The organism is Streptomyces sp. NPDC000345, assembly GCF_042898825.1.
Classification (GTDB): Bacteria; Actinomycetota; Actinomycetes; order Streptomycetales; family Streptomycetaceae; genus Streptomyces.
The window spans coordinates 49,851-69,759 of sequence record NZ_JBIAZE010000024.1 but is presented as its reverse complement, the minus strand read 5'-3'; the positions used below and the strand labels follow the sequence as shown (position 1 = coordinate 69,759).

Below are 19,909 nucleotides of genomic sequence, written 5' to 3'. Positions count from 1 at the left end.
CACATCAGCGGCAGTCTCCAGCTGCGCAGCTCCCTGGCCCCACTGAGCCCTGGTGATCGTCCCACCGTGTGGGCGGGGCACGCCTCGGCCCCATTGTCATCCCACCGACAGCGGTACTCTCGGCGGGCCGTCATGCTGGTTGTGGCCCGGGCTCTCTGGCGGGCTGTGGTGCCGCTCCTGTCTGCTGCGGGGTGTGGTTCCCTGTCATTCGGGGTTCGGCGCTGTTCCCGCTTCGCCGTCCACGCGCAGGAGTCGGTCGGGGGTGCCGCCGGTACCACGGTGCAGCAGCAGTATGTCGTTGCCGCACTGCACCGGCGGGATGTCTCCCGCGGCTCGCTGCCACAGGACGCGGCCATGGCGCAGACCGACCAGGGCGGCCCCGTGCCGCCGGTGGGGAAGCTCCGCGTAGACGCGGTCGCCCGCCATGGTGAGGCTCTTGCGCACTGCCTGGTGCACAGGGCCGCGGACCCGGTCACCCTCCACCCGCAGCCGGCGGGTGCGGCCGTCACCGGCGTGAGCCGTCCACAACCGTCCGGCGTTGTCCTGTGTGTACAGCCAGCCGTCCGCCACGGCGAAGGCCGCGTCCCGGTCGGCCAGGCGGCGCGGCAGCCGGTACACATCCGTCCGTCCGGTGTCCGCGTACGGACGCATCCGGCGGACCCTCGAGCCGCTGCGGTGGCCGAGCCACACCGTCTCCCCGAAGTCGGCGATCTCCAGGAAACACCCCTGGTAGCCCCAGCGAAATCGGGCCGTGCCGAGCGTCTCGCCGGTCGTGGGGGACAGCCAGTGCAGTCGGCTTCTCCTGCTCTCGAGCGCGAAGACCAGTGCGGATCCGCGGTCGTGCGCGCGCCGGGGGACGACCAGGTTCGCCACCCCGACAGACCGGCGCCACAGCCGTCTGCCGGTGCGCAGGTCGTAGCCGTGGAAGGGAGCCAGGTGGCCGGGACGTACTTCGTACCGGGGCACTTCCCGCTCCACGCCCTGCACCACGAGGACGGAGCCGAACACTGGCAGGAGGCCGGAGTAAGCGTACGAGGTGTGGAAGAAGGGGCGCTCCCACAGCACCTTCCCGGTCAGTAGGTCGTAGGCGGATATCCGGTGACAGCCGCTAGGCTTCGGGCCGAAGTGGGCGACCACCAGGGTTCGGCCGTCGCTCATGAGATCGGTGAATTCGCGGAAGCGGTGGCGGTGCAGGGTGGTGCCGGATTCCCCTTCCAGCACGGCAAGCCCCGCCGGAGCGCGGTGGGTCCCGTTCACCGAGAGCGCCAGGAGGAACCCGCCCGCCGCGGTGAGCGCCGGCCGGGGCATGGTGGCGGAGCCTGCCCTGGGCGTGACCTGCCAGAGCACTGCGCCGCTGTCGCGGTCCAGAGCGGCGACACGGCGCCCCACCCTCAGATAGACCCGCCGCTCGCCCACGATGGGGGAGCTCAGGCTTCCCGCAGGCGCGGTCAGGGCCCACTGTGCGGTCCCCGTCTCCCGCACCACCCCTAACGGCATCCGGTCCTCGGCCACCCCGGCCACCCCCTCGTCCAATGGGATGAGTATCGCCGCAAACCCTCCGAGGAAATCCTGCGGCCTGCGCCGGTCCGGGCGCCGCCAGGACGCCGGCTGCCCGCCCCAGGTGCACTGCCGCGCCCGCCGGACGGCCCGTCCAGCGCCGCCGCCCCGACGTGCGCCTTCCACGGGAACCGCCCCTCCCGGCACCGCCGGGGGATCCGCTGCCCCCTTCCCAGCAAAGACGACCAGGCCGTGACCGCGGGAGGGCCGGCTCTCGCGGGCGGCAGGCGGCCGCGATGTCGACTCGGTCGGCTGCCGCGGGCGCCATGCGTGCGGTGGCGTGCGGGATCAGCCTCCTCGCGAGGCACCGGGCACTCGCCACGCGCTACGGCGGGCCGGCGGTCCACTTCGGGCCGGCCGTCCTCATCGCAGCCGTCGGCCAGTGGCTGCGGGCCACGGTCTTCCTACGGAAGGGGGGCCGCGTTCCACGCCTTTGGCGGACCGCCGCCGCACAGCACGGACGCAGGCCTCCTCACCCACGACGGTGTGCTCCCGGCAGCCGGGCAGCGCCGGAACACCACCTCGACGGTGACGTCGCACGGCCGCCGAAGCCCTGTGCCGTCCAAAACGGGGAGGCATCCGGCCAAGCTGACGTTGGGACAGTGACCGATGGAGTGGACGCTGACGTCCCCCACGGCCCGTCGGCCTGCCCCACGGGTGAAGTGGTTCTCGCCGCCGCCCGGAACCGTTGCTCCGCCCGCTCAGGCGGTTCTCGCCGACGGCCGGAACCATTGCCCCGCCGGCGCGGGCGGTGCGCGCTTCGCCGCGGGCCGGCCGAAGCGCACGGTGCGGCCGGCCCGAGCACGCCCATGGCCGGTCAGGAAGGCGCACGGTCCGGCCCCGGTTCCGCCGGCGACGGCTCGGCGACCCGGCCTGCGGAGCCGGGTCGCCGAGCCGATCCCGGCACCCCCGCTGCCGGACGGGAGCGCGGTCTTCGGCCCGACCGGTACGGCATGCCGCTGACGACTGCCTCCCCGCGCTCGTGCGAGCCGCCCTGGAGCTGCTTCCGGCCCACACCCCGGTGCCAGATCTGTCCACCCCCCGTCCCTGACAGACCTCATGCGGGCGGCCGGTGGCGGCCTACTGTGGCGGGGTGAGCGAGGAGACGAACGCGTGCACCGGGCGGGTGCTGGTACTGGTGCTGCCGGAGGTGAATCTGCTGGATCTCGCCGGTCCTGTGCAGGTGTTCGATGCTGCGGCATACCTCGGCGGCGGCTACCGGCTGGAGTACGTCGCCGAGACGGAGGTTCTGCGGTCCGCCCAGGGCCTGCGGCTGGCGGGGCTGGCACCGCTGTCGACGAGCCGGGTGGCAGCCGGTGATCTGGTGCTCGTACCGGGTCCCCGGCTGACCGGATCCGACCGGCTGGTGGCACGCACCGTGGTGCGCTGGACACGCGAGGCCTACGACGCGGGTGCCCGGGTGGCGTCCGTGTGCACCGGTGCGGTCGTTCTGGGGGAAGCTGGGCTGCTGGACGGCAGGGCGTGCACCACCCACTGGTCGCTCACCTCGGCGATGCGCGACCGCTACCCGCGGGCCCGGGTGCGCGAGGCCGCGCTCTACGTGCACGACGGGCGGATCAGCACCAGCGCGGGCATCTCGTCGGGCATCGATCTCGCACTGTCCCTGGTCGAGCGGGAGCGCGGCCCGCAACTGGCCGCGAAAGTCGCACGTGAACTGGTGCTGTACCTACGGCGGGAGGGGAACGCGGCACAGATCAGTCCGTTCCTGCGCCACCGCGACCACGTCCAGCCCGCGGTACACCGGGTGCAGGACCATCTGGCCCAGCATCTGGACACCTCCCTGACCCTGCGGGAACTCGCCGCCATCGCCGGGCTGTCGCCGCGGGGTCTCACACGCGCCTTCACGGCGGCCACCGGCCTCACCCCGTTCGCCTACCAGCGGCAACTGCGGCTGGAGCGGGCCCGCACCCTGCTGTCCGGTACCGACCTGACGGTGGAGGCGATCGCGCTTCGCTGCGGATTCGGCGACGCCCGGCAACTGCGCCGGATGGTCACCGACGCCTTCGGAGTCCCGCCCTCGCTGCTGCGCGTACCACTGCGGCCGAACGCCTGACCCACCCGGCACCCAGAGCCAAGGACCTCTCGGCCGACCGCCCCAGCTACTTCCCCCTCTTTCCTGTCCCCCCTTTCCTGTTTCCGCGAGGGCCGACGGCACAGCGCCGCCGACCTACGCCCGGATTGATGAGGTACATCCTTGTTCGAGACGAGTTCCACGGCACGCAAGAGACACCGGGCGCTGCGCCGTATCGCCTGGGTACTGCTGGGCACGGCTCTGGCGGTCGCGTCCTTCGCCGGGATCGCCCTCGCCGGGGTGAGCGCGTCGATGGCCGACAGTTTCGCCCCTGCCTCCCCGGGATCCGATTCCAAAGGGTGGCCGGCCGCCAGACCGGTGCCGGGCAGCCGCATCACGGTAGCGGTCGCGGTCAGCAACCAGGGCTCCGTAGCCACCGATGTACTCGCCCCCTACCAGGTGTTCGCCCAGTCGCGGAACATGTTCGTCTACACGGTGGCCGCCGAACGCCGAGTCTCCCCGCTGTCCGGCGGCGCCCATCTGCTGCCCGACCACACACTGGCCGAGGTGGCCCACGGCACGCTGCCGGAACCCGACGTGGTGGTCGTGCCCGCCGTGACCGACCCCACGAGCGCGGCCGAGGAGAGCCTGCGCCGGTGGATCGTCGAACGCCACCGCAACGGCGCGCGGATCCTCGGAGTGTGCGCGGGCTCCGAACTGCTGGCCGCCTCCGGCCTGCTCGACGGCCGCGACGCCACGTCGTTCTGGTCCAACATCACTTCCTTGGAACGCAGTTACCCGCAGGTCGACTGGAAACGCGGACAGCGCTACGTCGAGGACGGCCGGGTGACCACCACCGCGGGCGTCACCTCCGGCACCCTGGGCGCGCTGCGGCTGGTCGAGGAACTGGCCGGCACGACAGAAGCGACCCGTATCGGCACCGCTCTGTCCTACCCCGGCTGGACCCCCAACGGGCCTACCGCGATACCGGCCCACCATCTCGCCCCCGGCGACCTCCCGTACGCTCTCAACGCCGCGTTCCCGTGGTTGCGCCCCACCACGGCCATCGGCCTGGTCGACGGCGTCGAGGAGATCGACGCTGCCGCCGCCTTCGAGGGATACGGCGGAGTCTCCTTCGCCACCCGCACGCTCGTGATCGGCGCCGGTGACACCGTCACCACCCGCCACGGCCTGGTCCTCGTCACCCGGCCGGCCAGAGGAGGTGCTCACGGCGTGGACCGCTTCGTGGTACCCGGCGTCAAGAACGCCTCCGGCCTCGACACTGCGCTGAGCGGCTGGGCCCGCCGCAACGATCTCACCGCCGAACTGCCCGGCGGGGGAAAGCGGCCCGGGGAGTTCGGCTTCGATCCGGTCCTGCGGGATCTTGCCGAGCACAGCGACCGCCGTACGGCGCTGACCACCGCGAAGTTCTCCGAGTACCCCACGGCCCACCTGGACCTGACCGGCGCGTCCTGGCCCTGGCGGCCCACCCTGCTGGCCGCGGCGGCTGCCGCTGCGAGCGTGACGGTGGGGCTGTCACCGACCCTGATCCGACACATGGTTCGACAGCGCCGCCGCACCGCAGAGCACCCCTGACACCACGAGCGCCACACCACGTCAGCGGGCCGCGACACGAGACGCGCACGGATTGATCCCCAGCGCCAACAGGAAGGCCCGGCCGCCCCAAACGTTCCGTGGACGCTCATACGACGAGTCCGACGCTTTGCGGGACATCCCGCACCCGGCGCGCTGGCGGCGACGGCTTCCGCCATCACCCCGACACCCACTCCCGTGCACAGCTCCATGAGAAGGCCGACCATGCTCACCCCGAAGACCACGTCCGTCGACCCTGGTGCCCATCTGATCGACGAATGCGCCGATACCGCCAACGAGTGCAGTGGTGCACCTACCAGAGACCGCGAAGCAACTCAGCAGACGTCGGCCGACGCGACACGCGGCGACGAGCCCGCCACAGGCCACGCACTCTGAGCCGCTCCCCGTGCGCACAGCACAGATCAAGCCTGTGATGTATCTGGTCCATAGGATCTCGGATCTGTCAGGCAGACGACCTACGCTGAGGTCCCGTCCGCGCTATCTGGGAGAAGCATGACAAGCAGGTTCACCGAGCTGAGCGTTGACTGCCATGATCCGGAGAGGCTGGCGGCCTTCTGGTGAGAGGTCTTGGACTTCAACGTGATCGACCGGAGCGAGGGCAGGGTCGAGATCGGGTCCTGGGTGCCAACCGTCGAGGACGTCCGGGCCCGCCAGATGCCGCCCACCCTGGTGTTCATCCGTGTGCCTGAGGACAAGACCGTCAAGAACCGGCTTCACCTCGACGTCAGCCCGGTCGACGGCAGCACCCAGGACGAGGGCGGGACCGGATCGAGCCGCTGATGCCGGCCGGTCCGGTGCGCAAGCGGTGGTGGGCCGACCACCGCCGCACGCTTGGGGCCATCGTGTGGGAAGTGCCGCACCTACTCGCCCTGGCGGGATCCACCTGACCGCAGACGGCCATGCACGGCCAGGGCTCTGACGGTCAACAGCGGGCCCGACCCCGCCGCCGGCGCGTCAGCCGCACTCGGAGGGCGGACGGATGGACGCCTGCCCCCGAGGATGTGGACGTGTTGACACCGGCCGAGTCGGCACCGGTGACCGGGCGATGCGCAAGTCGCTCGAAGACGGCAGACACGAACCCGGTGCAGCCGATCTCTGTTACGGCGAGATGGAAAAGCGCTGGCACACCGATGACATCCCTCGCAGTGAGTGGAGCCTCACTTGCATGAGGTGAGCGGTGTCTCACTGTGGCGGCGTTGCTATGCAACGAGGTGCATAGGAAGATCGTGTGTATGGCGCTCGAGCACGCGATCCTCGTCTCCCTACTGGAGAAGCCGGGCTCCGGGTATGAGCTGGCCCGGCGGTTCGAGCGGTCCATCGGGTATTTCTGGACCGCCACACACCAGCAGATCTACCGCGTGCTCAAGCGCATGGAGAGCGACGGCTGGGTCGACGTCCGCGACGTCCCGCAGTACGGGCGTCCGGACAAGAAGGAATACTCCGTCACCGGGCCCGGACGAGACGCGCTCTCGGCGTGGCTCCATGAACCGACCGAGCCCGAGAGCGTACGGCACGACCTGGCGGTGAAGATCCGGGGCGCCGCCTTCGACGACCCGGCCGCTCTGATCGGCGAGGTCGAGCGGCACCGGCAGGCGCACACGGACCGCCTCGCCCACTACCTCGCGGGCGAGGCCCGTGACTTCGGGGACCCCGCCGCGGACGACCCGCTCGACTCCGAACGGGAACTCCAGCACGTCGTGCTGCGCGGCGGCATCGCCTACGAACGCATGATGATCGCCTGGCTCGACGACGTCCTCGCCACACTCGCCCGCCTCGACACCGATCACTGACCTGCCGAGCGGGCCCTCACCGGGACCGTGCCCGGACCCACCCTCATCCATCCCAGCCGAAAGGCGGCACTCGTGACCGACGCGCTGCTGTTCAACCCGCGCACCTACGATCCCGCGCACTTCGATCCGGAGACCCGCAGGCTGCTGCGTGCCACCGTCGACTGGTTCGAGGAGCGGGGCAAGCGCCGGCTGATCGATGACTACCGCAGCCGCGCCTGGCTCGGCGACTTCCTGGCCTTCGCCGCAAAGGAGGGCCTCTTCGCGACCTTCCTCACGCCCGCCTCCGCCGCCGCAAAGGGTGAGGCCGACAAGCGCTGGGACACCGCCCGCATCGCCGCCCTCAACGAGATCCTCGGCTTCTACGGCCTCGACTACTGGTACGCCTGGCAGGTCACCATCCTCGGCCTCGGCCCCGTCTGGCAGAGCGACAACCCCGCCGCCCGTGCCCGCGCCGCCGAACTGCTCGCCCAGGGCGAGGTGTTCGCCTTCGGCCTGTCCGAGAAGACGCACGGCGCCGACATCTACTCCACCGACATGCTTCTGGAGCCCGACGGCAAGGGCGGCTTCCGGGCCACCGGCTCCAAGTACTACATCGGCAACGGCAACGCCGCCGGCCTCGTCTCCGTCTTCGGCCGCCGTACCGACATCGAGGGCCCCGACGGCTACGTCTTCTTCGCCGCCGACAGCCGTCACCCGGCGTACCACCTGGTCAAGAACGTCGTCGACTCGTCGAAGTACGTCAGCGAGTTCCGCCTCGAGGGCTACCCCGTAACGCCGCAGGACGTGCTGCACACCGGCCGCGGCGCCTTCGACGCCGCCCTCAACACCGTCAACGTCGGCAAGTTCAACCTGTGCACCGCCTCGATCGGCATCTGCGAGCACGCGATGTACGAGGCCGTCACCCACGCGCAGAACCGCATACTCTACGGTCGCCCGGTCACCGCCTTCCCACACGTGCGGCGCGAGCTGACCGACGCCTATGTCCGGCTGGTCGGCATGAAGCTGTTCAGCGACCGCGCCGTCGACTACTTCCGCACCGCCGGCCCCGACGACCGCCGCTACCTCCTCTTCAACCCGATGACGAAGATGAAGGTGACCACCGAGGGCGAGAAGGTCATCGACCTGATGTGGGACGTCATCGCCGCCAAGGGCTTCGAGAAGGACAACTACTTCGCCCAGGCCGCCGTCGAGATCCGCAGCCTGCCGAAGCTGGAGGGCACCGTCCACGTCAACCTGGCGCTGATCCTCAAGTTCATGCGCAACCACCTCCTGGACCCCGTCGCCTACGAGCCCGTCCCGACCCGCCTCGAGGCGGCCGACGACACCTTCCTCTTCCGCCAGGGGCCGGCCCGCGGCCTCGGATCGGTGCGCTTCCACGACTGGCGGCCGGCCTTCGACGAGTACGCCCACCTGCCCAACGTCTCCCGGTTCCGCGAACAGGCCGACGCGCTGTGCGAGTTCGTGCGCACGGCCGCTCCCGACGAGGCACAGAGCCGGGACCTCGACCTTCTCCTCGCCGTCGGGCAGCTCTTCGCGCTCGTCGTCCACGGACAGCTGGTCCTGGAACAGGCAGCCCTGGCCGGCGTCGAGGCGGACGTCCTCGACGAACTGTTCGCCGTTCTCGTACGTGACTTCTCCGCGCACGCCGTCGAGCTGCACGGCAAGGACTCCGCGACCGAGGAGCAGCAGTCCTGGGCGCTCGGTGCCGTCCGGCGCCCGGCGGTCGACGAGGCGCGTTCGGAGCGCGTCTGGCAGCGCGTCGAAGCTCTGTCGGGGGCATACGAGATGACGCCCTGAGACCCCGACGCGGTCTATGACCGCCTCGCGGAGTACGGCGGCCGCCGTACTCCGCGAGGGCGTCCGCCGGTGAGTGTGCAGCGGTTGACCGAAGGCCGGACGGGGTCAAGAAGAACAAACCGCAGTCGCTGCGTACCCGGCTACGACTGGCGACTGCCGAACGGCGCGGACTGGCACCACCCATACCCCTGCGATCCCACCTCGCCATCGGCGCTGAGCCCGCCACACTCACCCGCGACACACCTTTGGCCGGCGCGAAGAGCGGTTCTTGGCTGTATCACCAGCTCACCACCTGGCCTGTCCTTCCGTGGCCAACAGCTGAGGCGGCCCTCGGCCTGACCCCGGCCAGCAACCCGCTCACCCCGCCCGCCGCACGCGCGAGCGGTGGGCTCGCGGCGAAGGCCGCCGTCGACGACGGGTACGTGGAAGACGCAGCCCGGGCCCCGGCTGGCGACCTCCGCGCGCAGATCGACGACCTTTCAGTCCCTGGTTGCGGGGGACCGAGATGCACCTGGAGCACCTCGCGATCACCGGCAGAGCCGTCACCGGCCTCGCCGAACCGCAGGGCTCCCGTCCTGTGCATCCCCGAGCAGGGGCGGGAGCCCACCCGCACAGGAAACCCCACTGCGGTGTGCCATCGGATGTGGAGATGCTGGTGGTGGTCGTATCAGCGCGTGATGATCGTCGTTGACCAGCTCGGGGAGATCGTCGTTGGGCGGCGGCCGGTGATTCTCCGCCGCGAAGGCCGCGCGACCGCCGCCCGTGAGAGCGTCCGCGTCGACGGCGACACGGTCAGGGTCGGCGCCTGGCTTGCCGGGGGTCCGCACGAAGCACCGGGCCGGTCAGCTTGTCCCCGAGTACGCTGCCTTGGCACAGTGCTGTTCGACGGTGACTGCGACCGGCGAAGGCGCGTCTCCAGTGGTTCTGCAGGGGAAGCCCGCGGATTCCGAGGCGGCGCTTGCGGCTGTACGTGGCAGTTGTCGGTGCGAGTGACGTCAGCGACCGCGTCCGGCTGGATCACGTCCGGGGCTGCTGTGGTCCGCCGAACCGTTCGGCAGCCAAGGTTCGGACGGCTTCTGGTGCGAGATGTGCGATTTGCCTGAGGACGTGCTGCCACGAGCCGACGGCGAGGGCCCGTGCGATCATCCGTTCGCGGTGCGGCGAGGGCACCGCCTCCGCGAGGCGCGCCAGCGTGTGAGCCTGCGCGGTCTTCTGGTGTTGGAGGGGGACCAGTTCCTCTGCCTCCGCGGCGCGCGCCGCGGCCCTGCGCGTATCGCCCACCTCCGCCAGGGCGACCACCAGTTCGGTGAGGGGTGACAGTCGCGAAGGCTGGGGAAGTCCTGCGATGAGCGCCTCGGCCTTGGTGGCCAGTGCCGCTGCTCGTCCTCGGGCCGCCGAGCCGACCCCATCCGAGCGGGTCGGACCGGGTGCTGTCAGCTGCGTTCGCCCGGGGGAGCGGACCAACGCCCCTTCTTCGACGCCGACTACCTACGGGTGGCGGGCTCAGTCGCCGACGTGGATGCCGGGGCGGCGGTCGGGGTCGGGTTCGTTGCTGCGGATGATCTCGCGGGTGACTGGGGCGGTGTCGCCGCGGCCGAGGAGGAAGTAGCGGATCATGTGCACCAGGGGGCTGCCTTCGGCCCAGGCGAAGTAACAGTGTGGCCGCACCCCGGTGCCGTCCCGCAGGGCCAGCAGGATGGCGGCTATGGCGTTGGGCGCGGCCGGGGCCTGGGCGCGCAGGATGCGGTGGCCGTCGACTTCGATGCCGTGGACGGTGAGGGTGTCGCTGAAGTCGGACGGGTCGACGACGTCGATCTCAAGGAAGAGAACGTCGGCCGGACCCGGTACCGGGTTGGTGCCCCGCTGTTCGCGTTCCTTGGCGCTGTACTCGGCGGCGTCGCCGGCCTCGCGGCGGTTGGCGATGATGTTGATGGACTGGTCGTGGGCGAGAGTGTCGGTGATGAACCGGCGGGCGGTCTCGTCGAAGACGAGGCGGTCGGCGCGAAGCTCGGTGGTGCGCGATACGCGGGAGACCAGTGACACGGTGATGATGCCGAGGATGAAGAAGCCGGATATGGCGATGCCGTCCGGCTTGTCGATGATGTTGGCGATCAGCGCATAGAGCAGGACCGCGGTGAGCGCAGCGAATCCGGTGGCGGCTGCGCGCCGTCGGTGGCGGGCGACGAAGACGGTGACGGCGAAGGCGCCGGAGACCATCATCGCCAGAATGCCGGTGGCGTAGGCGCCCGCCTGCTTGTCGACGTCGGCGTCGAAGGTGATGGTGATGATGATGCACAGGGCGGTGTAGACGAGGACGACCGGGCGTACCGCGCGGCCCCACTCGGGGGCCATGCCGTAGTCGGGCAGGTAGCGGGGCACGATGTTGATGAGTCCTGCCATGGCGGAGGCGCCGGCGAACCACAGGATGAGGATGGTGCTGATGTCGTAGATGGTGCCGAATGCCTCACCGACGTGCTCGTGCGCGAGCCACGCCAGGGCACGGCCGTTGGCGGCGCCTCCGGTCTCGAACTCGTCCTCGGGGATGAGGACGGTCGTGACGAAGCTGGCGGCGAGCAGGTAGACGCTCATGATGAGCGCGGCGGTGGTGAGGAGCTTGCGGGTGTTGCGGATGCGGGCCTTCAGCCGCTGTTCGTCGTCGGCGCCGTCGGCGGCCACCAGCGGCATCATGCTCACACCGGTTTCGAAGCCGGACAGGCCCAGTACCAGCAGGGGGAAGGCCAGCAGGGCAGGGCCTGCCAGATCACCGAAGCCGCCCAGGTCGGTGAGGGAGCCGGTCCACGCCGACCAGGCGTCGGGATCGGTGAGCACGTGGGCCACGCCGACGCCGATGACCACGGCGTTGAGCGCGAGGAAGACGGCCACCAGGGGGATGGCCACCTTGACCGCTTCGCTGAAGCCCAGTAGGAACACTCCGCCAAGGATCAGCAGAAGCGCTACCGTCAGGGCGACCTCATGGCCGTGCAGTACCGAGGGGAAGAACGGGTTCTCCACCACGTGCACCGAGGCGTCCGCCGTCGACAGCGTGATGGTGATGATCCACGAGGTGGCCACGAAGCCGAGCAGGACCAGCACGAACAGCTTGCCCCACCAAAACGGCAGCAGGTCCTCGAGCATCGCCACCGACCCCGCACCGTGCGGGCTTTCCTTGGCCACCCTGCGGTACATCGGCAGCATCCCCAGCAGCGTCAACGCCACGATCAGCAGTGTCGCCAAGGGGGAGACGGCTCCTGCGGCCAGGGCGGCGATCGCCGGTACGTAGGCCAGGCTGGAGAAGTAGTCGACGCCGGTCAGGCACATGACCTTCCACCAAGCATGGGGCTCGGCATGACTCTCGCCGGCCGCAGGTCCCACCGGCTGCACTCGGTGACGAAGCAGCCACCGCGCCGCCCTGCCTGCCGGCTCGGCCCGCAATGCGGGACTGTCCACCGTCTCCGGCATCACCGGCCGACTCGCCTCACTCATGTCCCCGTTGTCCTTCCGCTGCTTGATCACTGAAATGGCTGCCGGAGCTGCCCATGGCACCAACGATCATCGCGTATGCGGCCCCGGTCATCCGGTACTGAGGTGTACCTGAGTGAGCCGAGGGCGGCTGGTCAGGCCAGTTTCCTGCAGCGCAGGACGCGGTAGATGGAGTGCAGACGGTTTGACGGCGGGGCAGCTGTAGCGAGTCCGGGCCTACGCGGGTCTGGGGAAGCGCGGGCCCACCCGGAGCGGCGCGTCGACTGATCTCATGGGGCAGAAGGATCACGGGAAAGGATCCAGCCCTCCAGCGGTTCCGGCTACCTTAACGGGCCCAGGCCATGCTGGAGGCAGGCGTACGCCACACTGCCGTCCTGCTCCACGTCGACGAGACGTAGCCCTCGAGCCGCTGGCTTCCACTCGTGCCGCCGCTGTGTCCCGGCCGACGACCGGCCGGTGGCCGCGCAACGGCGGCACGAGGACGCCGCCGTCAACGGCATCGACGCAGCTTCGTCCAGCCTGGGCCGCTTCCTCGGCCGTCCCATCTCCGGGCCGTCCTTCTTCACCAAGTTCCTGTACTTCGGCGGCACCGCTCTGCCGCCCGCCCACGGCCTGCGGCCGCTGCCTGTGCCCGGGTGGGGGCAGGCTTCCCTGGAGGGCGCGCCGCCCCGCGTTGATCGCAGGCCACGAAGTGCCTGAACGAGGGGGTTCGACGCTCGGCCAGAAGGCCACGATCACCGCGTGTGGCGAGCCCACCGCTTGTGTGCGGAGCCTCCGCCTCCGTATGTAACGGGCCTGGAAATCAATCGCGTTCACTGCCCGGGCGACGACCCTCAGGGTGGACAGCTGACGGACCGGAAGAAGGAGATGTTCCTCTGTTGGGACGGGCCTGGCGCACAGGTCCGACGCGGCGCGTCCGCCAACCGGGCCGGGCGGAACGGCATCGTGCCAGCGCCCGAAGGTGGGCTGTGGCCGGACGCTGGTGGCCCGAGTCGGGCAGGAGAGACCAGGGACGACCGCAGCTGACCAGGCGCCCACGGCTCCGTGAGCAGCCGTCGTCCCTCGCAGCAACGCGTCACCCGTCGCCCTCCAGGCCGGTTCGCCGCCCCGGCCCCGCCTACAGGCGGTCCTCCCTGGCCCAGGCGTCCGGGCAGCGCACGACAAGGGCGGCGACGTCGTCGTCGAGCTTTCCGCCGCTGTAGTGGAGCAGGGCCGCGTGAAGCCGGTCGAGCAGCTCGCGGGGCGGCGTCGGGCCCTGCAGCTGAGTCCAGTCCGGCAGGGGGAAGAACGTGCCGGTGCGGTCCCGGGCCTCCGTCACCCCGTCGGTGTACAGGAGCAGCTGGTCACCGGGGGTGAAGTCGAAGGTGTCCACGCGGTGGTGCTCGCCGACGAGCGTCGTCAGGTTGAGCGGCGGCGAGGGGGTGGTGGCCTCCAGCAGCCGGGTCTTCCCCTGGTGGACGAGCAGGGGAGGTGGGTGCCCGCAGTTGAGGAGTCTGACCTGGCCGCCGGCCTGGGGGATCTCGGTGATGAGGGCCGTGGCGAAGTGCTCCGGCCGGTCCGGGGCGGGGAACGCGGCACCGTGACGGGTGATGGTGATCTCCAGGCGATGAATGATGCCGCTGAGATCGGGCTCGTCGTACGCGGCCTCCCTGAAGCAGCTGATCAGCGCGGAGGCCGCTCCCACTGCGGACAGGCCCTTGCCGCGCACGTCGCCGATGAGCAGCCGGATCCCGTACGGCGTGTCGGCCGCCTCGTAGAAGTCGCCACCGATCCGGGCCTCCTCCTGGGCCGCCAGGTACAGCGCCTCGATCTCGATGTTGTTCATGCGGCGCGGCAGGGGGCGCAGCAGCACCTCCTGGGCGGCCTCGGCGACAAGCCGGACGTGGAACAGCGTCTCCTCGCGCTGCAGCCGGATATGGCTGGCGTAGGCGGCCGCCAGGGTGACCGCGGCAATGGCTGCCGACGTGTAGGGCGTTCCCAGGTCGGTGTAGACGAAGCTGAGGCTGATCATGACCAGGAGGCAGAACAGTCCGAGCAGGAGCGTGGGAAGCATGGGCCACATGGCGGCGGCAAGGGCGGGAGCGGTGGGAAGGAGGCGGCTGATGGCGATCTCCCGTGGGGTGGAGAACGCCAGAACGGCGATGAGGACGGTGAGGATCACCGGTGACAGCGTGGCCGCTTCCCACCGGCCGCCGCGGAGAGGATGCCGATGCCACGGCCGCCCAGTCCCGATCACAAAATGCATCATAACGATAGAAACCAGGCATCGAGCTCGGATGGAAGACGCGGCTCATTCTTGGTGATCAGACACGTGCGGCAAGGATGCGTCGCCATCCGGCCGACGGGAGCCGCGCGCCGGGCCCGGCCGGGGTCGCCGGCACTCCTCACCCGGCCGGCCGCTCGGGCCGTCCCCCGTCACGGCGCTCCGGCTGCTTGTCCCGCCCCGGGTTCGCCCTCTTCGGACAGGCGTCGTAAGTCGTCCCAGGTCTGCGCAGAGGTGTTATCAAGGGTGTATGGAGGGATATCTCCGCAGATTGCGGACCCCACGGCCTCCACCCGCCGGTGGCCGGCGGACCCGGCGCCTGTCCGGGCTGAGCCCGCGCAGCGCGGCGGGGCAGGTGTTCCTCGTCCAGAGCGTGATCGTGGTGCTGCTGGTGGTCGCCGCGGTGGCGAGCATCATGCTGCAGGCGGCGCGCGACGCACTGCGGCAGGGGCGCCGGGAGTCGGTGGTGGCCGCCCAGTCGTTCGCCAGCGCCCCCGGTGTGAGCCTGGCGCTGCGCAGCCCAGACCCGACCGCAGTGCTGCAACCGCGAGCCGAGGAGGCGCGCAAGCGGGCGGGCGTGGACTTCATCGTCGTCATGAGCACGGACGGAATCCGGTACACGTATCCCTACCCATCGGAGATCGGGAAGAAATTCGTCGGCGCCATCGAGCCGGCGCTCGAAGGCCGTACCGTCGTCGAGCAGGCGGGCGGTCCGCCTCTGCCGGCGGGCAAGGGGACGGCCATCCAGGCGGTCGTCCCGGTGACCGACGCGCGCGGCACGGTCGTCGGCCTGGTCTCCGCCGGGATCACCGTCAGGAATGTGTCGCGACTGTGGATGCCGCAGCTGCCGATCGTCCTGGGCACCGGCGCGACCATGCTGGTGCTGGCCGCGGCGGGGACGACAGCAGTGTCCCGGCGACTGCTGCGGCAGACCCACGGGCTGGCCCCGACGGAGCTGGCGCGGCTGTACGAGCACCACCAGGCCGTGCTGCACGCGGTGCGGGAGGGGGTACTGATCATCGGCGAGGACCGACGGCTGCTGCTGGCCAACGACGAGGCGAAGCGGCTGCTGGGTCTGCCGGCGGACACACAGGGGCGGCACGTGCGGGAGCTGGGGCTTCCCGAGCAGATGGCGCGCGTGCTCGCATCCCCGGAAAGGGTCACCGACGAGGTGTACCTCGCCAACGACCGGTTGCTGGCGGTGAACAAGCGGCCCACGTTCCCGGAGAGCGACCACGCGGGCAGCGTGGTGACGCTGCGGGACACCACGGAGCTGGCGGTGGTGTCGGGGCGGGCCGAAGTGGCGCTCGGGCAGCTGAAGCTGCTGTACGAGGCGGGGATGCGGATCGGGACCACGCTGGATGTGGAGCGCACGGCCGAGGAGCTGGCCGACGTGGCGGTGCCCCGTTTCGCCGACGTCGTCGCGGTGGATCTGCTGGACTCGGTCGTGCGCGGCTCGGAGCCGACGACGGAGGGCTGGCGCCATCTGCGGCGGACTGCGATCAGCGGAGATCAGCGGATGCTGCCGGTCTACCGGCTGGGTGAAGTGATCACGTTCTCGCCGGAGACTCCGCAGATGCTGGCGCTGGAACAGAGCCGGGGTGTCCTGGAGGCAGACCTGCGGCAGGCCCACGGCTGGCAGGAACAGGATCCGGAACGGGCTCGACGGGCGCTGGAGCTTGGGTTGCACTCCCTGGTGACCATGCCGCTGCGGGCGCGGGGGGTGCCCCTGGGCCTCGCGCACTTCTACCGGAGGGAGGGCTCGCCCGCGTTCGAGCCGGAGGACGTGGCCTTCGCGGAAGAGCTGGGCGCGCGGGCGGCGGTGGCCATCGACAACGCCCGGAGGTTCACCCGCGAGCACGCGATGGCGGTGACGCTGCAGCGCAGTCTGCTGCCGCGGGGCCAGCCGGAGCAGGACGCCCTGGAAGTGGCTTGGCGGTACCTGCCGTCGGAGGCTGGAGTGGGCGGGGACTGGTTCGACGTCATTCCGCTGCCGGGCGGACGTGTGGCTCTGGTGATGGGCGACGTCGTCGGCCACGGGCTGCACGCCTCGGCGACGATGGGGCGACTGCGCACCGCTGTGCACAACTTCGCCACGCTGGACCTCCCCGTCGACGAGGTCCTCGGCAAGCTGGACGATCTGGTCGTCCGCCTGGACGACGAGGACGACTCCGGCGGTACCCCCGACGGCCAGGAGGGGGTGGGGGTGACCGGCGCGACGTGCCTGTATGCGATCTACGACCCGGTGGAGGGGATCTGCACGATGGCCCGTGCGGGGCATCCCGGCCCCGTGGTGGTGAACCCGGACGGGACGGTCGTCTGCCCCGAGGTGCCGGCCTCGCCCCCGTTCGGCCTCGGAGGCTACCCCTTCGAAACCGCCGACGTGCACCTGGCGGAGGGTTCCCAGCTGATCCTGTACACCGACGGGCTGGTCAAGAACTCCGCCCGCGACATCGACTCCGGTCTCGACGGGCTGCGCCGGGCGCTGGGCGGGGCCGGGGAGCGCACCCCGGAGGAGACCTGCCGGGCGGTGATCGGGGCGTTGAAGCCGGCCCAGCTCTTGGACGACATCGCACTGCTGGCAGCGCGGACCCGGCGGGTCCCGTCCTCGTCGGTGGCCGAGTGGGATGTGCCCTCGGACACGGCGGTGGTGCCCTCGGTGCGGGCCGAGTGCAGGACGGTGCTGAGCGGGTGGGGGCTGGAAGAGACCGCGTTCACCACGGAGCTGATCCTCAGCGAGCTGGTCACGAACGCGATCCGGTACGGATCGCCACCCGTGAAGGTGCGCCTGCTGCACGGACGCTGTCTGATCTGTGAGGTGTCGGACGGTTCCAGCACCTCTCCGCGACTGCGGCGGGCGGCGACCACGGACGAGGGCGGGCGGGGGCTGTTCCTCGTGGCGCAGTTCGCCCAGCGGTGGGGGACGCGGTACACGTCCCGCGGCAAGGTCATCTGGGCGGAGCAGATCCTGCATGACGGCACGTCCGGTCCCGCGGACCACACCCCGATCGACGTTCTCCTCGAACAGTTCGGGGATCCCCTGATGTGAGGAGGCGCCGGTGCCGGTGCCTCGGGACGATTTTCGATCGAGGTCGAACCGGAGGAAATCAGGCGATTGGGGTGGTGTCGAGGCATGCCCGCGGGGGGATGCGCCGGCGGGAGCACAGCAAGCGCGACCATGAGGCTCCCCCCGGTCGGAGTGGTGATCGCGGGAGCGTGGTACCGGAACTACTGCTCCAACCCGCTTCGAAGGGAGGAGTACCGCCTGTGCGAAGAGAGAGCACGTAGGCCGTTCGTGTGGCTTACGGCCCGGCCACCCGACAACCTCACGGCTGATCGTTGTCGTTGTCCAGATCGTCTGCGGCCGGGCCGCACAGCCGACCCCGGGCCACCGCCGGACGGGACGCAGGCGGGAGCCATGGCAACCCGGGTAGTTGAGATTCGCGTGTTTGAGCGGCACGCTCCAGGCCGTGCGGTGACGCTCGACCGTAGGCAGCACCAGCGCCCTTCTCGCCAGTGGTGACAGGTCGCAGCCAGGTCGTGAAGGGGGCGACCGCCTTCAGGCCGGCCGTCGAACGTTTCCTGGCCTGGATCATGCACCCCTGCCGCGACACATGGGACTACGAACAGCCCCTCCAGCCCTCCGAGTCGCTGATCGACTGGACCGCGCTCACTCACATGACCCGGCGCATCACCCCGCCGAAGCTTCCGCAAGCCGAGCCGGACCCGGGCGGAGCCCAACGGGACTGATCGTCTGCAAGGGGATCGTCATGACCTTGGCTTGGAACGGCCCGAACTGCGGCCCGGGCACAGTTCTTCCACCGCATTGCTCAGTATGGCGGCCGATCAGTCCGATGCTCCAAGGCCTTCGAGGGGAAAACAAGGATCATCTGCCAGGACAGGACGGTTACCAAACCCAGCGGTTTCCAGTCCCACGCCGACGAGGACCGCAACCGCTCTGGTGCACGCATGTCACGCTGTGCAAAGCGCACAACCCAGCGCGGTCACGGCGTCGTAGACCAAGCGCTCTGGCTCAAGGGAACGTCTCCCTGCTCACGCGCGTGTCTCCATCGCTCTCACGTGGCTGATCGCCGAAGGAGCCTGTCGGGCTGGGACGTGGGTGCATGGGTGCAACGGCCGCTACTCAGGCTGCAGTTGAGTACGCGTGCTCATACCCGGCGGGTGCAGCGCGGCCAGTATGGGAACGCGGCGCCGCCGAGAGCGCCGGTGGGATCCAGCTGAGCCTGTCAGGAGAACTTCTCATGTCGCGTCGTATCACCGTGTCCGTTGCCGCCGGTGCCGTCGTTCTCGCGGGCGCTGGTGCGGCCGCTCTCGCCTATGCCGGGGACCAGCCCCCGGCGCTGGCGCACAGCACGGCCCGCTACACCGCTCCCGCCGCGGACCGCGACGGCTCGCTGGCCTTTACCACCGACGTCACGGCGCCCTCCGAGGTCAAGAGTGTGAAGGTGCTGGCCTGGCCGGCGAACTCGTCCTTCGCGACGAAGGGGCTGACGGCCAAGGACATGGCCGGTGCGGAGTCGGCCGTCTGCACGCCTTCGGGCGGGGACAAGCAGCGGTGCACCTACAACGTGGCTGTCACCCGCACTGACGCCGAAGGCTCCCCGAAGGGTCTGTGGCACCTGGCCGTCCTGGTCACTGCCAAGGACGGTGACACAACCCTTGACACCAAGGCGGCCGACTTCACGGTGGTCTGATCCGAACGATCTGAACCGCTCCGGGTCTGATGCAGGCTCGGGAGTGCCCCGAGTCAGGTGGAGCCGACGGCCTGCGCCGCGTTGCGTGGAGTCGGGCCAGCTGATTTCACGCTACAGGTGTTGTGCGCAGCTCGTACTCCACGGGAGTGAGGATCTCCAGCGCGGAGCGGAACGCCTCGCCGAAATCGAGCCGACCTTTGGCTGCGACGCTTCTCATGATCTCGCTGTCGACCCGGTCGAGCAGGAATCGAGCTCGGGCCAGAGTGAAATGCTCATAGCAGTGATCTTCGTAGCCGGGCGGCCGCCTCCCGTCCCGCGATCCGCGTCCGGCTCACCCGCACGGTCGGTAAGAGCACCGCAACATCGTGGAACGGGTGCTTCAACCGCCTCAAGCAGTTGCGCGGGACAGCCACCCGGTACGACAAGACTGCGCTGTCCTACGAAGCAGCCGTCACCCTCGCCCCACTCTTGATGTGGACCTGACGGCACCGCCCCAGAAGGGCGGCTCCTGGGAGTACCCGTTCTCGCGAGGAACGGATTCGGTCTTTGCTTCGGCGGCCTGCTGTTTGGCGGCGCGCTGCTCGGCCACGGTGGGGTGGGCGGCTATGGCCTCGGCGGCCCGTCCTTGCCGGAGCAGGACCTCGAACAGGGCTTCACGTGC

The 19,909-nt window shown here is 70.2% G+C and carries 11 protein-coding genes and 1 pseudogene; 9 read left to right on the top strand and 3 right to left on the bottom strand.

Annotated elements, in window-relative coordinates; translation table 11 throughout:
- Positions 1 to 204 precede the first annotated feature (204 nt).
- Positions 205 to 1,683, bottom strand: coding sequence for a PQQ-binding-like beta-propeller repeat protein (locus ACFY30_RS37430; RefSeq protein ID WP_390849608.1), 1,479 nt, complete (start codon positions 1,681 to 1,683; stop codon positions 205 to 207).
- Between the two features lie 967 nt (positions 1,684 to 2,650).
- On the opposite strand from ACFY30_RS37430, the gene ACFY30_RS37425 reads away from it, so the two are divergent.
- The 5 genes and pseudogenes from ACFY30_RS37425 (at position 2,651) to ACFY30_RS37405 (ending at position 8,790) form a co-directional block, all read left to right on the top strand.
- Positions 2,651 to 3,631 carry a GlxA family transcriptional regulator gene (locus ACFY30_RS37425; protein WP_390849607.1) on the top strand — a complete coding sequence of 327 codons (981 nt, stop codon included), beginning with the start codon at positions 2,651 to 2,653 and terminating at the stop codon, positions 3,629 to 3,631.
- A 141-nt stretch (positions 3,632 to 3,772) separates the two neighbouring features.
- Complete coding sequence (locus ACFY30_RS37420) at positions 3,773 to 5,185, top strand: DJ-1/PfpI family protein (protein WP_390849606.1); 1,413 nt, start codon at positions 3,773 to 3,775, stop codon at positions 5,183 to 5,185.
- 585 nt (positions 5,186 to 5,770) lie between these two features.
- Positions 5,771 to 5,959, top strand: a pseudogene (locus tag ACFY30_RS37415) (VOC family protein); the annotation flags it as partial.
- Positions 5,960 to 6,435: 476 nt separating this feature from the next.
- On the top strand, positions 6,436 to 6,993 hold the full coding sequence (locus ACFY30_RS37410) for a PadR family transcriptional regulator (protein ID WP_390849605.1): 558 nt from the start codon (positions 6,436 to 6,438) through the stop codon (positions 6,991 to 6,993).
- 72 nt (positions 6,994 to 7,065) lie between these two features.
- The gene (locus ACFY30_RS37405; RefSeq protein WP_390849604.1) at positions 7,066 to 8,790 is read left to right on the top strand and encodes an acyl-CoA dehydrogenase family protein; all 1,725 of its coding nucleotides are present in this window, start codon (positions 7,066 to 7,068) and stop codon (positions 8,788 to 8,790) included.
- Positions 8,791 to 10,293: 1,503 nt separating this feature from the next.
- On the opposite strand, the gene ACFY30_RS37400 is transcribed toward ACFY30_RS37405, so the two are convergent.
- A complete protein-coding gene (locus ACFY30_RS37400) occupies positions 10,294 to 12,249 on the bottom strand; it encodes an amino acid transporter (protein ID WP_390849651.1) in 1,956 nt (651 codons plus the stop codon).
- Positions 12,250 to 12,726: 477 nt separating this feature from the next.
- Between ACFY30_RS37400 and ACFY30_RS37395 the strand changes: the two genes are divergently transcribed.
- Positions 12,727 to 12,969, top strand: coding sequence for a hypothetical protein (locus ACFY30_RS37395; RefSeq protein ID WP_390849603.1), 243 nt, complete (start codon positions 12,727 to 12,729; stop codon positions 12,967 to 12,969).
- Positions 12,970 to 13,387: 418 nt separating this feature from the next.
- Here ACFY30_RS37395 and ACFY30_RS37390 read toward each other — a convergent pair whose 3' ends face one another.
- Entirely contained in the window at positions 13,388 to 14,431 is a 1,044-nt protein-coding gene (locus ACFY30_RS37390; RefSeq protein ID WP_390849602.1) for a PP2C family protein-serine/threonine phosphatase, read from the bottom strand.
- A gap of 352 nt (positions 14,432 to 14,783) precedes the next feature.
- Here ACFY30_RS37390 and ACFY30_RS37385 point away from each other — a divergent pair, with 352 nt between their 5' ends.
- The 3 genes from ACFY30_RS37385 to ACFY30_RS37375 all read left to right on the top strand — a co-directional run bounded on the left by ACFY30_RS37385 (position 14,784) and on the right by ACFY30_RS37375 (position 19,248).
- Positions 14,784 to 17,582, top strand: coding sequence for a SpoIIE family protein phosphatase (locus ACFY30_RS37385; RefSeq protein ID WP_390849601.1), 2,799 nt, complete (start codon positions 14,784 to 14,786; stop codon positions 17,580 to 17,582).
- 470 nt (positions 17,583 to 18,052) lie between these two features.
- Positions 18,053 to 18,283: a hypothetical protein gene (locus ACFY30_RS37380; RefSeq protein WP_390849600.1), complete on the top strand. Its 231-nt coding sequence runs from the start codon at positions 18,053 to 18,055 to the stop codon at positions 18,281 to 18,283.
- 512 nt (positions 18,284 to 18,795) lie between these two features.
- Complete coding sequence (locus ACFY30_RS37375; protein WP_390849599.1) at positions 18,796 to 19,248, top strand: DUF5707 domain-containing protein; 453 nt, start codon at positions 18,796 to 18,798, stop codon at positions 19,246 to 19,248.
- Positions 19,249 to 19,909 lie beyond the last annotated feature (661 nt).